The sequence below is a fragment of the Skermanella mucosa genome, from assembly GCF_016765655.2.
Taxonomy (GTDB): Bacteria; Pseudomonadota; Alphaproteobacteria; order Azospirillales; family Azospirillaceae; genus Skermanella; species Skermanella mucosa.
Map to the genome: position 1 here is coordinate 2,042,852 of NZ_CP086106.1, position 13,652 is coordinate 2,056,503.

Sequence of the window (13,652 nt, forward strand, 5' to 3'; positions counted from 1 at the left end):
ACCCGCGCCGCAATCAGGAGTAAAACCCATGAAGAGACAGCTTCTCCTGGCGCCGGCCCTGGCGCTTTCCTTGGCCGCTCCGGCTTTCGCCCAGGACCAGGCGGCCCCGGCGCCGCCGCAGCAGCAGGCACCGGCCGGCGCCGTCGTCCGCGGCCAGGGCACGGTCGAGGTCCGGCCGGCCGAACCGGAGATCCGGATCGAATCGGCGCCCGCCGAGGTGCAGGTCGAGACCACCGGGGAGCCTCAGATCCGCGTCGTCGAGGTCCCGACCATCGCGGGCCGCATGCCGGAGGACGTGGTCGGCTGGAACGTCCGCAACGCCGCCGGCGAGGACATCGGCGAAGTCCGCGATTTCGTGACCGAGCCGGGCAGCCCGGCGATAACCAGCCTGGTCATGTCCCGGACGCGCCTGCTCGGCCTGGGGGAAGAGCTGGTCACGCTGCCGTGGGACCGGGTCCAGGTCGATCCGCAGGGGAATGCCCTCATCGCGACCCTGAACGAGGAGGAACTGGATAACGCGCCGGAGTTCGAGTACGGCGCGGAAGCCGGGACGATCATCGGTCCGGAGCGGAACGACCAGTGACGGCCGGCAGTCCACGGGAAGAGCGAAAGAGTTCGGGTAGGAGGCAATGAAGATGTACAGGACGTCCGTTTCCCTCGCGGCCCTGGCGATGCTCGCCTCGACCGCGGGAGCCGCGCAGGCGGAGATCCAGGTCGGCGTCGTGACCGCCGTGACGGGTTCCATGGCATCCTTCGGCGAGCAGATGCGCAGCGGCGTCGAAGCCGCCGCGAAGGAGATCAACGCCAAGGGCGGGATCGACGGCGAGGAGATCAGCGTCAAGGTCTATGACGACGCCTGCGACCCGAAGCAGGGCGTCACGGCCGCCAACCAGATCGTCAACGACGGCATCCAGTTCGTCATCGGCCACATGTGCACCGGGCCGTCGGTGCCGGCCTCCGACGTCTATTCGGAGGAAGGGATCATCATGATCTCGCCGACCGCGACCGCGCCGGTGCTGACCGAGCGCGGCCTGGACAACGTCTTCCGGGTGGCGGGGCGCGACGACCAGCAGGGCCGGGTGGCCGCCGACCATATCGCGGCGCATATCGAGAACCCGAAGGTCGCGATCCTCCACGACAAGCAGGCCTACGGCAGCGGCTTGGCCGAGGCCACGACCAAGCGGCTCGCCGAGAAGGGCATCGAGCCGGTCATGACCGGCTCGGTCAATCCCGGCGAGAGCGACTTCTCCGCCCTGGTCACCAAGATGAAGTCGGAAGGCGTCAACACGGTCTATTTCGGCGGCTACCACGCCGAGGCCGGCCAGATCGTGCGCCAGATGGGCAACGCCGGCATGGACGCCGTCCTGGTCGCGGGCGATGGCCTGTCCAACCCGGACTTCTGGGCGATCACCGGCGAGAACGGGGCCGGCACCCTGTTCACCTTCAGCCCGGACCCGACCGCCAATCCGAACGCCGCTCCCGTGGTCGAGCAGCTCCGCGCCGACGGCATCGATCCGGCTTTCTTCACGCTGTACAGCTACGCGGCCTTGCAGGTGCTGGCCCAGGGCATCGAGGCGGCCGGCGAACCGGAGCCCGACGCGGTGGCCGACGCGCTGCGCGAGGGGACTTTCGAGACGGTGATCGGATCGCTGGACTTCGACGACAAGGGCGACCTGACCGAGCCGGCCTATGTCATGTATTCCTGGCAGGACGGGAAGTACCGGCAGGTTTCGGCGCGATAGCCGGGGAGGGTGCGCGTCCCGCGCACCTTGGGCGGCGGGACGCCGCCCCTCCGCTGGAAGGGCTTCCATGGGATGGTCGGGCGCCGGCGCTGTTGTCATGGGAATCCTATCCAAGACAGAAAGTCCATCCCATGCGCAGCCTGCGGAACTCCACGATCGTCATCACCGGTGCATCGAGCGGCATCGGCCGGGCGACCGCCGTCGCCTTCGCCCGGCAGGGCGCCAACTTGGCCCTGGCCGCCCGGCGCGACGAGGCGCTGTATGAGGTCGCCGCCGAGTGCCGGAGCCATGGCGCCGATGTGATCGCCCTTCCGTCCGACGTGACCGAACTGGACGACATGCGCCTGCTGGCGGAGGAGGCGGCCGAGCGGTTCGGCGAGATCGACGTCTGGATCAACAATGCCGGCATCGGCCTGGTCGGCCCGTTCGCCGACGTGCCCATGGCCTCGCATCGGCAGGTGATCGAGACGAACCTGTTCGGCAGCATGAACGGCACCCATGCCGTGCTGCCCTATTTCCTGGAGCAGGGCCACGGCACGCTGATCACCAACATCTCCTTCGGTGCCTGGATCGCGCCGCCCTTCGCCGCCGCCTATGCCGCGAGCAAGTTCGGCCTGGAGGGCTTTACCCAGAGCCTGCGGCTGGAACTGGAGGAGTGGCCCGACATCCATGTCTGCAACGTGTTCCCCGCCGTGATCGACACGCCGGGGTACCAGCACGGCGGCAACTACATGGGCAAGGAACTGAAGCCCGGATCGCCGCTGGTGCCGCCGGAGCGCGTGGCCGACGCGATGGTCGGGCTGGCGCTGCGTCCCCGGCGCGGCGTCAGCGTCGGCGCCCTGGCGCCGCTGACCAAGCTGGCCCATACCATGGCGCCGGCCCTGACGGAGGCAGTGATGGCGCGCGGCCTGCGCCGTTACTTCAAGCGGGCGGCGCCGTCGCCCTATACCCACGGCTCGCTGTTCCGGCCGGTGCCTCAGGGGACCGCCGCGTCCGGCGGCTACCGGCAGCAGACGAGCGGATCGCCCCTGATGCTCGCGGGGCTGGCCGCGGCCGGACTGGTCGCAGCCGGTGTGTTCGCCGCGCGCCGCTGAGGCGGGTCTCACCAGAGGAGGCCGTAGACCTCGGCCATGCGGTCCATGCGGCGGCGGAAGCTGAACTCGGCCTCGATCCGCCGCCGGGCCGCGCCGGCGAGCCGGTGGCGCAAAGCGGGGTCTCCGGCCAGCCGGCACAGGCCGCCGGCCAGGGCTTCGGCCGAACCGGCTTCGACCGTCAGCATGTCGGAGCCGTCGCGGGCGAAACCGTCGATGCCGCCGCACCGGGTCGCCAGAACCGGGACTTCCATCGCCATCGCCTCCAGCACCACGTTGGGCAGGCCCTCGCGCAGGCTGGACAGGCAGAACAGGTCGAAGCACTCGAACAGGGCGACCGTGTCGGACCGGAAGCCCGTCAGCCGGATGCGGTCGCCGTGTCCCGTGGCGGCAGCCTGCGCCTCCAGGGCAGCCTTCTCCTCGCCCTCGCCGGCGATCCACAGTTCCAGGTCCAGGCCCTCGTCGATCAGCGCCGCAACCGCCCGGATCAGCAGGTCGAACCCCTTCTCCGGGGACAGCCGCCCGACGGCGCCGACCAGAAGGCGCCCGGGGGGCAGACGGCCGCGCTCCGCGGCCAGGGCGGCGGGGCCTGAACGCCGGAAATCCTCGGTGTCGATGGCGTTCTCGATCAGGTGCAGCCGGTCCTCCGGGACGCCGCCGGCGCGGCAGCGCTCGTACAGGTCGGACGACACGACGATCACCTGGTCGTGGCGCGGCAGCGTCCAGCGGTCGATCGCGTAATAGAGCGGCGTCTTGGGCGTGTGCTTGACCCAGCCATGGACCGTCGTCACCAGCTTGAAGCCGAGCAGCGGCTTCAGCAGCACGCCGAACAGGTTCGTCTTGTAGTCGTGGCCGTGCCAGACCTTGACGTCGTTCTCCCGGCATATGGCCGCCAGGCGGCGCAGGCTGGCCGGGCTGAAGGCGGAGGCGTCGTCCACCTCGATCAGGGGGCAGCCCTTGGCGGTGGCCCGTCCGCGCAGCACCTCGAAGCCGGGATCGCCGGGCGGCCGCAGGTAGCAGGCCAGCTCGCGGTAGCCGGTGCCGCGCATGTATCGGGGCGAGTTGAAGATGGTCTTTTCCGGTCCGCCGCCGGTCCCGGTCACGATCCGGGTATGCAGCACCGTGACATCGTCGGCGGGGGTCTCATCAAGGGGGGTGATGATGTTCATGACGATGCGGTGATCCAGCGTTCGAACTGCGCCGCCTTGGCGTCCCAGCCTTCCCCGGCAAGGCGGGTGCGGGCCAGCGCCTGGGCCTGCGGCAGCGAGCGGCGCGCCCGGGCCAGGCAGAGGGAGGCGAACCGGGTCGGATCGGCGGTCAGGTCCATGGCGTCGGCCCAGGCCCGGTTGGCTGGCAGGGGAGTGGCCACCACCGGCAGGCCGGTCGCCAGGTATTCCTTCAGCTTCAAGGGTTGCATGGCGCGGGTGACGGGCAGGTCGGCGTAGGGCATCACCAGGACGTCGGCATCCTCCGCGAGGCCCGGCAGACGGTCGTAAGGGACGGGACCCAGCCAGGTGACCGCCGGGCTGCGGGCCAGCCGCTCGTCCACGTCGTGGTGCCGGCCGGCCATCCTCAGGTCGCAGGTCTCGGTCAGGGTCAGGCAGATGTCGGCGTCCAGCCTGCGGTCGGCGAGTCCCCAGTAGAGCGCGATGGGCCGCCGGCCCGGCCCGCAGAGCGGCCGGCGGCGCACGCCGCTCCAGTGGTCCCGGTCGATCCCGTGGGTCAGGAGCCGGGCGTCGAAGCCCAACCGGGACAGGCGCTGGCGCAGCACTTCGGAAACGCAGATCACGCCGGAGACATGGGGCAGCAGGTCACGTTCCAGCGTTCGCAGCGTTCCGCCGTCCAGTCCCGGCCACTCGGCGAAATCGTCCACGCAGTAGTAGATCCAGTTCAGGCCGGGGAAATCGGCGGCCAGATCGGCGGTTATCGGCACCGTGGTGATGACGGCCGCCGGGGCGGGGTCCCGCTCCAGGACAGGTGCCAGCGCCCTGCGGAGCAGCCGCCGGTTCAGCGCGCGCTCCGCCCGTGTCTTGAAGCCCGGCCAGTGGGCCGGCGCATGGACCCGGGGAGCCGGGCCTTCCGGCACTTCAGGCTTGGCGACGCCGGCGGGCCGGGTCCATGACACCGCCTTCTCCAGCGCCCGCGCCAGATCGGCGCGCGACAGGGTGGGGCGGCGGGTGCCGATCGTGTTGACCCAATCCACGTCGAAGCGCTCCAGGAGATGCCGGACCAGATGCTGTGCGCTGCTGGGATGACGGCCCCAGTCGTCGCTGAAGACGACGAGGCGCGCCCGCGGCGGGATGATCCGCGGCGGCTTGGGTAATGTCGGAGATGGGTCCCGATGCATGGCTGCACCCTGAAATCCCCCAGGGGGGCATGAAGAACGTCAGCTCCGGAATTGCTGATCCCGGACTGCGGGAAGTACGTACCTGAACCGGGACGTACCGCAAGCCTCTCCATAGAGGATTAACACCAACGTATTAGGCGTGCGTGTCAGTGCCGGTGCATCGGGATAGGCGGTTGTCCCTGCGCAGAGTGAATGAATTTTTCCGGTATTCCTTCGCGTTCTTCAGATATCAGGGCTCAGGCGCGATAATCGCGAATGAGCACTTGATTGTGTAAAATCCATTACTCTCTAGGAATGTCTGATGGACGAAAATCCGGTCGTTCTGGTCACCGGCGGCGCCGGCTATATCGGATCCCATGCCGTGCTGGCCTTGAAGGATGCCGGTTTCCCGGTCGTCGTGTTCGACAATCTCTCGACCGGCATCCGGTCGGCCGTGCCCGACGGCGTCCCGCTGATCGAAGGCGACATCGCCGATACCGAGCATGTCGCCGAAGTGATCCGCGGCTTCCAGGTCGGCGCAATCATGCATTTCGCGGGCAGCATCGTCGTCTCGGAGTCGGTCGAGAAGCCGCTGAAATACTACCGCAACAACACGCAGAACAGCCTGGGGCTGATCGAGACCTGCGTGCGCCTGGGCGTCAAGCACTTCATCTTCTCCTCGACGGCCGCCGTCTACGGCGAGCCGGAGGCTTATCCGATCGACGAGGAGTCGCCGACGCGGCCGATCAATCCTTACGGCCAGTCCAAGCTGATGACCGAGCACATGCTGCGCGACGCTTCGGCGGCCCACGGGCTGAACACCGGCATCCTCCGCTACTTCAACGTGGCGGGCGCCGACCCGGCCGGCCGGGCCGGTCAGAACACCCCGGCGGCGACGCACCTGATCAAGGTGGCGGTCCAGGCGGCGCTGGGGCTGCGCCCCGCAATCTCCGTGTTCGGCACCGACTACGACACGCCCGACGGCACCTGCATCCGAGACTATATCCATGTCTCGGACCTCGCCGACGCCCATGTGCTGGCGTTGCGCCACCTGGTCCGGAAGGGCGGAAACCTGCTGGTCAACTGCGCCTATGGCAGGGGCTTCTCGGTGCGCGAGGTGCTGAAGGCGGTGGAGAAGGTGATCGGCCGTCCCCTGCCGGTCAACGACGCGCCGCGCCGTGCCGGCGATCCGCCGGCCCTGGTCGCCAAGGCCGACCGGATCCACCAACTGCTGGGCTGGAAGCCGGCCCACGACAGCCTTGAGGAAATGGTGGAAACAGCCCTCGCCTGGGAACGGCGCATGGCCGAGGACACCAAGGCGCGCCGGGCTTCCTGACATGTCGATCCAGGATTTCGCGTTCGGCGCCCGCGCCGGGCGGTTCGACCTGAGCGACGAGGAAGCCCGCGCGGAGCGCCGCGTGCGGGAGGTCCTGCGCCTGACGCGGGACCTGCGGGAGCTTTTCCCCGGCTCCAGCGGAATCCTGGACATCGCGGTCGGCAATGCGGAGGCGGTGCCCTGGTATCGCAGCCTGTTCCGGGGCGTCCGCCTCGTGTGCCTGGAGCCGGAGCGCCCGGCGCCCGCCCTCGCGCGGTTCGGCGGGTTGGCCCACTACCGGCGCTTCGACGGGATCAAGGTTCCCTATGCCGGCGACAGCTTCGATGTCGTCACCGGCTTCGGCGCCCTGACGCAGGCTTCTTCCGAACACCGGCCGCCCCTCCTGGAAGACCTCCTGAGGGTGCTGAAGCCGGGCGGACTGCTCGTCCTGTTCGAGCCGACCGGCGGGGAGGGGCCGTTCGGCGCGCGGGAGGCCCGCCGAACGGTCAGGGATGCCGGTTTCTGGAACGTGGCGGTCCGGTACGGCGGGGCCGTTCCGTTCCTGCCGTTCGGCCCGGAATACGCCGTGATCGGGTGCAAGCTCTGAAATTCCGGTGATACACCGCGATCCGGCCATCCTCGACGCCGTCCTGCCAGACGCCGCGGACGGCGACTTCTACGATACCGCCGCCTGGTATCGGGTCTTCGCGGAGACGTGCCTGGATCCCGGTGACCGCCTGTCGGTGGAAGCCACCCCGGAAGGTCTTGTCCTGCCGCTGCGCGAGCGGCCGGACGCCATTGGGCCGTTCCGGGGCGTCCAGCTGTCCTGGCTCGGCAACTACTACACCTGCCGTTTCGGGCCGATCCTGTCCGGAACGGCGGATGTGGCCGAGGCATTCGCGGCCTGGGGACGGGAGGTCCGCCGCCGCGATCCGCGCCCCGCGCGGCTGGTGTTCTCGGCGCTGGACGGGGGAACCGCCGCGCTCGATGGACTGCGGCGGGGACTGGGCCGCGCCGGGTACCTGGTCGAGACGGTCGAGGATTTCGGCAACTGGTTCAGTCCCGTCGCGGGCAGTTTCGAGGATTACTGGAAAGGGCGCGGCGCCCGCCTGCGCAACACCGTCGAGCGCAAGGAGCGGGCGCTGCGGCGCGACCATCGGGTCGACCTGGAGATCTTCCGGTCGGCGGCGGACTCGGAACGGGCGACCGCCCTGTACGAGCAGGTGCACGCCCTGTCCTGGAAGGAGCCGGAGCCCTATCCGCTCTTCGTTCCGAGCCTGATCCGCGCTGGGCTGGAAGTGGGCGCCGTCCGGGTCGGCGTGCTGCTGGCGGACGGCGAACCGGTCGCCGCCCAGCTCTGGATCGTCTGGCGGGGTCGCGCCACCATCTTCAAGCTGTCCTATGCCGAGAACCGCCGGAAACTGTCCGCCGGTTCGATCCTGACCCGCCACATGGTGCGCGAGGCGTTCCGGGCCGGCGACATCAAGGAGATCGACTTCGGCTGCGGCGACGACCCTTACAAAAGGGAATGGCTGCCGGAGCGGCGCCAGCGGTGGACCGTCACCGCGTATGATCCGACGACGGCGTGCGGTGCCGCCCATACGCTCCGGCGCTACCTGCCGCGCCTGATCCGCCGCCGGCTGCTGGGGCGGTGATGAGGTTCCGGGAGGGTGGTGGAGGAGCCAGGATTTGAACCTGAAACTGCTGTCCCGGAGGACAGGGCTTTCCCGATTAAGCTACTCCCCCGATGTTCCGGCCGTCAGGCGGCGTAGAGCGCCTCGCCGTAGGTCTTGGCGAACAGCGTCTGAAGCTCCTGGAAAAGCTGCTCGACTTCTTCGTCCCACGCCTGGCCGACGCCGTCGGTCCGCCGGACATTGTAGAGGTCGAGCGCCGTGACCAGCAGCCGCGCGTCGTCGCGGGACAGGTCGAACTTCTTCGTCCGCATGCCCTGCTCCAGCGCTTCGATCAGGGCATCGTACCGGGCGGTGGTGCGCCGCTCCCCGATCGTGGTGACGCGGAACCCGCCGGCATCCGTCCCGTGACCAATTCGGGCCGCCGCATCGAGCGTCCGGATAACCTGTTCGAGCTTCTTGCGGCTTGTCCGCGGGTGGAACATCGTGCCTCCTGACTTGCCGCGACCCTAGCCAAAGAAGAGACGCCGTGACAATCGCCGATCGGGCCGCATCTCCACAGTTCCACCCAAATGTTCCCGAGGTGGTAACCCGCGATCCATCGCATTTATTTCATGTCTTTTCTTCCTTCGAGGTGGGCGGGCAGCAGATACGGTTCGCCAAGATCGTGAATCGCCTGGGGCGCCGATACCGGCATACCATCGTCGCGGTGGACGGCAATACCGATTGCCTGGACCGGCTGGACCCGGGGCTGGACGTGACGGTGCTTCCGGTGGAGGTCGGGAAGGGCAGGGCCTTGAGCCTGGGCAACCTGTTTCGCTTCCGAAGGGTGCTGAAGGACGGGCGGCCCGACCTGCTGCTGACCTATGCCTGGGGAGCCGTCGAATGGGGGCTGGCGAACCGCTTTCCCGCCCGCTGCCCCCACCTGCATTTCGAAGACGGGTTCGGGCCGGACGAGGCGGTCGGGCGGCATTTCCGCCGGCGCATCTGGTTCCGCCGGGTGGCTCTGGCCGGTCCCACGGAGGTGATCGTGCCGAGCCGTCTGCTCGAAGGGATCGCGCTGGAGAGCTGGCGGATCCCGCGCCGGCGCGTCCGCTTCATCCCCAACGGGATCGACTGCGCCCGGTTCGCCGCCGCTCCCGACGGGACGGCGCTGCCGCCGCGCCGTCCCGGCGAGTTGCTGGTCGGGTCGGTCGGGACGCTCCGCCGCGAGAAGAATTTCGGTCGCCTGCTGCGCGTCTTCGCGGCGTTGCCGCCGGAGCCGGCGGCCCGGCTGGTCCTGATCGGCGACGGTCCCGACCGTCCCGCCCTGGAGACGGCCGCCCGTGACCTCGGCATCGGGGACCGGGTCGATTTCGCGGGCAACATGATGAATCCGGAGCGGGCGCTCGGCCTGCTCGATGTCTTCGCGATCTCGTCCGATACCGAGCAGATGCCGCTGAGCCTGCTGGAAGCCATGGCGGCGGCCCGGCCCGTCGTCTCGACGGATGTCGGCGACGTGAAGGCCATGGTGACCGACGAGAACCGCCCGCTCGTGGTGGGCCGGGACGACGAGCCGGCGTTGACCGCGGCGCTCCACCGCCTGCTGACCGACGCGACGCTCCGCCGACGCCTGGGCAACGCCAACCGTGCCCGCGTCGCCCGGGAATATGACGAAAGTGGGATGCTGGAGACCTATGACCGGCTCTTCGAGGACTTCAGCCGTCGAGTGCCGGCGGAACGTGCGGCTTGACGCCCCGGCCTCACCCCTTAAGCTCGGCCCGACAAGGGGAGGATACATGAAAGAGAACAGACTTCGCTCGATCTGGCGCGACGGCGGCAGTGCCTTGAACTGCTGGCTGTCGATCCCGGACGGGTACGCGGCGGAAACCATGGCGCATCAGGGCTGGGACAGCCTGACCATCGACATGCAGCACGGCGTGATCGACTACCGCGCCTCGGTCGCCATGATGACCGCGATCTCGACCACCGCCGTGGCGCCGCTGGTTCGGGTGCCCTGGCTGGACGAGGGCTACATCATGAAGGCGCTGGACGCCGGCGCCGCCGGCATCATCTGTCCCATGGTGAACAGCAGGGCGGAAGCCGAGCGCCTGGTCGGCGCCTGCCGGTATCCGCCGCAGGGCTACAGGAGCTTCGGGCCGAACCGGGCGATGCTGACCTCGGGCGGGGACTATCCCGAGCATGCCAACGCCAGCGTCGTCGTCTTCGCGATGATCGAGACGAAGGAGGCGCTGGAGAACCTGGACGACATCCTCGGCACGCCGGGGCTGGACGCGATCTATATCGGTCCGGCGGATCTCTGCTACGCGCTGACCGGCAAGTTCGGCTTCGACCATACGGAGCCGCCGCTCTACGATGTGATCGTGGACATCCGGGAGCGGGCCGCGGCGCGCGGCGTCATGCCGGGAATCCATTGCGGTTCCGCGGCTTACGCCCGGCGGATGGTCGAACTGGGCTACCGGTTCGTGACCGCCGCCTCCGACGTCCATCTGATGGCGGCCGGCGCCCGAGCGGCGGTGCTGGAAGCGGCCGGGCAGGGGACCTCGTCGGAGGTGCCGTCCGACGGAAAAGCGGTCGGCCTCTACTGAGCCGGGCTCCGGATGGAAAAAAGGCGCCGCCGACCCGGTCGGTCGGCGGCGCCCCTCTTCGTCGGCTAGGTCAGTCCGGCAATCCGCCTCAGGCGTTGCCGGTCTTCTCCTCGGCGCGCTTCTGCATCTGCTCGGCGGTCAGGCCCTGCTTCTGGGCCTCGTCCTGGCCGGCATCGCGAGCGGCTTCCACTCCCGCCTCCGCGGCGGTGCGGACCACGCTGGTGGCACGGTCGACCGCCTCGCTGCCGTACTCGCGGGCACGGTTGTAGAATTCGTCGCTGTATTCGCCCAGCAACTCGTTCTCATAGCGGCTGGCCGGAATGCTGGCGCCCAGCACCGCGCCGACCGCGATGCCCATGATGCCGGCCATCAGCGGATGCTCGTCGACCAGCCCCATGACGCTTCCATAGCCCTGACGGGCACGCCGCGAAGCCTTGTCGCCGTACTGGCGGGCCCGCTCCCGATATTCGGTCTGCCGGCCGGAGCCGCCGCCGGAATAGTCGGAGAAGCCCTGCCCCTGGCCGCCGCTCCGGCTCTGCACGCGGTCACGCATGGACTGGGCGGTGTTTCCGGCCTGGTCGCGCCATTCGGACGCGCGGTTCGTCGCCTCGTCGCGCCACTCGGACGTGCGGCTCGCGGCCTGGTCGCGGAACTCCGAAGCCCGGTTGAGGGCCTGGTCGCGCAGTTCCTCCGCCCGGTGCAGCGCGGTGTTGCCGTACTGGCGGGCGCGCCGGCGGGCGTCGCGGATGCGGGAGTCGACGCCGGGATGGCTGGTGTTGCTCCACACCAGCCATCCCACGCCGAGGCCGATCAGCGCCAGCGGCACCGGGCTGCTGAGGATCGAGCGGTCATCGTCGTCGTGGGGATGGTTGCCGTAGCTCTCGTAATAGGTTCTGTTCATGATGTTCCGCCTGATAGGTTGCGGGCTGCGGCGCCGCCCCGGAATGGGGCAGGCGCGCCCTTGTGGAGTGTTCGGCCAGGCTGTCCCGGCCGGCGGGCCCGTCAGCGGCCCATCTGCGCCTTAGCCCAGTCCTTGTCGTCCTGGAGGGTCGAAATGGTGCGGTGCGGCTGGAGGTTCTTGGCCGCCAGCTTGCTCTTGCCCATCGACACCAGGATGATTCCGATCACCGTCACGACGCCGCCGACGATCAGCGCGGCCAGCCACTGCTCCATCAGCGTCGCCAGATAGTAGGTCAGGGCGAGCAGCAGGAAGATGACGCCCGCGAAGGCGACCATGCCGCCCGCGGCCAGCGAGACCGCTCCGGTCGTGGCCTGGTTGACCTTCTCGGACATCTCGACCTTGGCGAGCTCGACCTCCTTCCGGACCAGGGTGGTGGTCTCGTTGGCAAGCTCGGTCAGCAATCCGGTCAGCGGCCGGTCGCCACCAGCCCGCTGCGGATCATCCTGTCCGCGGAAGCTGTCGTCCGGCCTGCCGGTCATGGCGTGGTCCCCCGCGGCGGGGTCGTCCCCTTGGTTTCGGTATCCGGCTTCACCGTCGAAGCGGTGCTGGGGGAAGAAGGAACCGCGGTGCCGAGGGAGCTGGTCGAGCGCTCATCACGCGCCGAGGTCCCGACGACGCCGGTGTTCCGCTGCATGGCGCCCGCGCCGCCGGCATTGCCGGTTCCGACGCCAAGACCGGAGCTGCCCGCCCCCATGCCCGAAACTCCGGCCGTTCCGGCGGGGGAGCCGGTCGTGGCCGCGCCCGCGGAACCGGACACGGTTCCCGAGGAGCTTCCGGCGGAGGTGCCGCCGACGCCCGACGGCGAGGTGCCGGTGCCCGTCGAATAGCCGCGGCTGCCGGTTTCGCGCCGGGCGAACTCGCTGGCGCTGCCGCCGTATCCGCCGGTCTGCCGGCCATAGCTGCCGCTACCGTAGCTGCCGCCGTAACCGCCCTGGCCGGTGCTGCCGCGGTACTGCGCCGAGCGGCTGCCGGAAGTGCGCAGGAAGCGGGCGATGGCGAAGCCGACCACGACCGCGCCGCCGAGGAACAGCTCCGGCTGGCGGCGCGCGAACTGCTCGGCCTGGCCGATCAGGTCGTCCAGGTCGCGGTCGCGCAGGCTGTCGGCGAATTGCTCGATGCGCTGGGCCGCCGTGTCGGTGTAGCGCGCAACCATGTCCTCGTTCCGCTCGCTGAGCTGGTCCGCGGCCTGGTGAAGCGCCTGCGCCACGCTGCCGATGCTGTCGGCGACGCGATTCTGCTGATGCTCGAATGCCGAGCGGGCGCGGGTGCGGGCGGCGCCGGTGAGCCGGTTGCCCTCTTCCCCGGCCTGCTGCTTAGCCTGTTCGACCGTGTTGGATGCGGTCTCGCGGATCGATCCGCCGGTGGAGGCGCCGCTGCGGGAGGCGCCCAATCCCGACCCGGTGGAACTGCCCGGGGAACCGCCCAGGGACCCATTCGTGTCGCGCGTAGCCATATTCAGGACCTCCTCATGACGCTGTTCTTCATTGCGCTCGTTCACGCATTCTGACTTAAGTTCTCCCAAGGAACAGCGGGCGACGGATTTGAGTTCCAAAGGGGTGCCGGATGGCAGGGGCGCCTTGCCCGGCCCGGAACCTTTCTTCGAACGGGCTAGGTCTGCACCGAATGCGTAAACCTTTGGCGTCTCCCAAGGCTTGACCCGTCCTGTCACTATCGACAGTATAGGACCGTCAAGCGGTGGATTGTTGCGGCGCGGTGCTCACTCCCGCCTCAGGAACCCAGCCGCCTGACCAGCCCGGCGCGCGATGTCGCCGGCCGGGAACGCGGTCGGATATCCCGATGGCAAAGCCTCCGCGGCGTGTCCGACGGATTGGAACGTGCTTTTGCCCATCCGACTGGGAGGCGGCGGGATCGACGGAAGTCGGCCCCGCCGCCTGATTGACGGTGCCGCGCCGCCTTTGCCTGTCGTTTTCCCCAGCGCAATGGTGGTAAGGGTGCCGAATTGGGAAAAATCTTAAGCTTCTATTCACCAGTTTGCCC

14 protein-coding genes and 1 tRNA gene are annotated in these 13,652 nt (G+C 69.1%); 8 read left to right on the forward strand and 7 right to left on the reverse strand.

Annotated elements, in window-relative coordinates; genetic code table 11:
* Nucleotides 1–28 precede the first annotated feature (28 nt).
* The 3 genes from JL100_RS09255 to JL100_RS09265 all read left to right on the forward strand — a co-directional run bounded on the left by JL100_RS09255 (nt 29) and on the right by JL100_RS09265 (nt 2,836).
* Nucleotides 29–583 (forward strand): PRC-barrel domain-containing protein, encoded by a 555-nt coding sequence (locus JL100_RS09255; protein ID WP_202683383.1) that lies wholly within the window; start codon nt 29–31, stop codon nt 581–583.
* Nucleotides 584–635: 52 nt separating this feature from the next.
* Nucleotides 636–1,742: an ABC transporter substrate-binding protein gene (locus JL100_RS09260; protein ID WP_323378459.1), complete on the forward strand. Its 1,107-nt coding sequence runs from the start codon at nt 636–638 to the stop codon at nt 1,740–1,742.
* Nucleotides 1,743–1,873: 131 nt separating this feature from the next.
* Nucleotides 1,874–2,836 carry an SDR family oxidoreductase gene (locus JL100_RS09265; protein ID WP_202683381.1) on the forward strand — a complete coding sequence of 321 codons (963 nt, stop codon included), beginning with the start codon at nt 1,874–1,876 and terminating at the stop codon, nt 2,834–2,836.
* A gap of 8 nt (nt 2,837–2,844) precedes the next feature.
* Here JL100_RS09265 and JL100_RS09270 read toward each other — a convergent pair whose 3' ends face one another.
* Both JL100_RS09270 and JL100_RS09275 read right to left on the reverse strand, forming a co-directional pair.
* Entirely contained in the window at nt 2,845–4,002 is a 1,158-nt protein-coding gene (locus JL100_RS09270) for a glycosyltransferase family 4 protein (RefSeq protein ID WP_202683380.1), read from the reverse strand.
* Nucleotides 3,999–5,180 (reverse strand): glycosyltransferase, encoded by a 1,182-nt coding sequence (locus JL100_RS09275; RefSeq protein WP_202683379.1) that lies wholly within the window; start codon nt 5,178–5,180, stop codon nt 3,999–4,001. The genes JL100_RS09270 and JL100_RS09275 overlap by 4 nt, the downstream gene beginning before the upstream one ends.
* Nucleotides 5,181–5,481: 301 nt before the next feature.
* On the opposite strand from JL100_RS09275, the gene galE reads away from it, so the two are divergent.
* The 3 genes from galE to JL100_RS09290 are packed head-to-tail and all read left to right on the forward strand — an operon-like array spanning nt 5,482 to nt 8,129.
* Complete coding sequence (gene galE / locus JL100_RS09280) at nt 5,482–6,495, forward strand: UDP-glucose 4-epimerase GalE (protein WP_202683378.1); 1,014 nt, start codon at nt 5,482–5,484, stop codon at nt 6,493–6,495.
* 1 nt (nt 6,496) lies between these two features.
* Complete coding sequence (locus JL100_RS09285) at nt 6,497–7,081, forward strand: class I SAM-dependent methyltransferase (RefSeq protein WP_202683377.1); 585 nt, start codon at nt 6,497–6,499, stop codon at nt 7,079–7,081.
* Between the two features lie 7 nt (nt 7,082–7,088).
* Complete coding sequence (locus JL100_RS09290; RefSeq protein ID WP_202683376.1) at nt 7,089–8,129, forward strand: GNAT family N-acetyltransferase; 1,041 nt, start codon at nt 7,089–7,091, stop codon at nt 8,127–8,129.
* Nucleotides 8,130–8,145: 16 nt separating this feature from the next.
* On the opposite strand, the gene JL100_RS09295 is transcribed toward JL100_RS09290, so the two are convergent.
* Nucleotides 8,146–8,220, reverse strand: a tRNA-OTHER gene (locus JL100_RS09295).
* 13 nt (nt 8,221–8,233) lie between these two features.
* Nucleotides 8,234–8,590 carry a hypothetical protein gene (locus JL100_RS09300; protein WP_202683375.1) on the reverse strand — a complete coding sequence of 119 codons (357 nt, stop codon included), beginning with the start codon at nt 8,588–8,590 and terminating at the stop codon, nt 8,234–8,236.
* A gap of 182 nt (nt 8,591–8,772) precedes the next feature.
* On the opposite strand from JL100_RS09300, the gene JL100_RS09305 reads away from it, so the two are divergent.
* On the forward strand, nt 8,773–9,837 hold the full coding sequence (locus JL100_RS09305) for a glycosyltransferase family 4 protein (RefSeq protein ID WP_202683374.1): 1,065 nt from the start codon (nt 8,773–8,775) through the stop codon (nt 9,835–9,837).
* A gap of 46 nt (nt 9,838–9,883) precedes the next feature.
* Nucleotides 9,884–10,693, forward strand: coding sequence for an HpcH/HpaI aldolase family protein (locus tag JL100_RS09310; RefSeq protein ID WP_202683373.1), 810 nt, complete (start codon nt 9,884–9,886; stop codon nt 10,691–10,693).
* 88 nt (nt 10,694–10,781) lie between these two features.
* On the opposite strand, the gene JL100_RS09315 is transcribed toward JL100_RS09310, so the two are convergent.
* The 3 genes from JL100_RS09315 to JL100_RS09325 all read right to left on the reverse strand — a co-directional run bounded on the left by JL100_RS09315 (nt 10,782) and on the right by JL100_RS09325 (nt 13,107).
* Nucleotides 10,782–11,594, reverse strand: a complete 813-nt coding sequence (locus JL100_RS09315; RefSeq protein ID WP_202683372.1) for a hypothetical protein — start codon at nt 11,592–11,594, stop codon at nt 10,782–10,784.
* A gap of 101 nt (nt 11,595–11,695) precedes the next feature.
* Nucleotides 11,696–12,133, reverse strand: a complete 438-nt coding sequence (locus JL100_RS09320; RefSeq protein ID WP_202683371.1) for a phage holin family protein — start codon at nt 12,131–12,133, stop codon at nt 11,696–11,698.
* Nucleotides 12,130–13,107: a hypothetical protein gene (locus tag JL100_RS09325; protein ID WP_202683370.1), complete on the reverse strand. Its 978-nt coding sequence runs from the start codon at nt 13,105–13,107 to the stop codon at nt 12,130–12,132. Before JL100_RS09325 ends, JL100_RS09320 begins: the two co-directional genes overlap by 4 nt.
* Nucleotides 13,108–13,652 lie beyond the last annotated feature (545 nt).

Coding starts and splice junctions, on each gene's coding strand:
- JL100_RS09325 (WP_202683370.1), bottom strand. CDS start 13,107: ATGGCTACGCGCGACACGAATGGGTCCCTGGGCGGTTCCCCGGGCAGT.
- JL100_RS09300 (WP_202683375.1), bottom strand. CDS start 8,590: ATGTTCCACCCGCGGACAAGCCGCAAGAAGCTCGAACAGGTTATCCGG.
- JL100_RS09265 (WP_202683381.1), top strand. CDS start 1,874: ATGCGCAGCCTGCGGAACTCCACGATCGTCATCACCGGTGCATCGAGC.
- JL100_RS09320 (WP_202683371.1), bottom strand. CDS start 12,133: ATGACCGGCAGGCCGGACGACAGCTTCCGCGGACAGGATGATCCGCAG.
- JL100_RS09275 (WP_202683379.1), bottom strand. CDS start 5,180: ATGCATCGGGACCCATCTCCGACATTACCCAAGCCGCCGCGGATCATC.
- JL100_RS09260 (WP_323378459.1), top strand. CDS start 636: ATGTACAGGACGTCCGTTTCCCTCGCGGCCCTGGCGATGCTCGCCTCG.
- galE (WP_202683378.1), top strand. CDS start 5,482: ATGGACGAAAATCCGGTCGTTCTGGTCACCGGCGGCGCCGGCTATATC.
- JL100_RS09315 (WP_202683372.1), bottom strand. CDS start 11,594: ATGAACAGAACCTATTACGAGAGCTACGGCAACCATCCCCACGACGAC.
- JL100_RS09310 (WP_202683373.1), top strand. CDS start 9,884: ATGAAAGAGAACAGACTTCGCTCGATCTGGCGCGACGGCGGCAGTGCC.
- JL100_RS09255 (WP_202683383.1), top strand. CDS start 29: ATGAAGAGACAGCTTCTCCTGGCGCCGGCCCTGGCGCTTTCCTTGGCC.
- JL100_RS09270 (WP_202683380.1), bottom strand. CDS start 4,002: ATGAACATCATCACCCCCCTTGATGAGACCCCCGCCGACGATGTCACG.
- JL100_RS09285 (WP_202683377.1), top strand. CDS start 6,497: ATGTCGATCCAGGATTTCGCGTTCGGCGCCCGCGCCGGGCGGTTCGAC.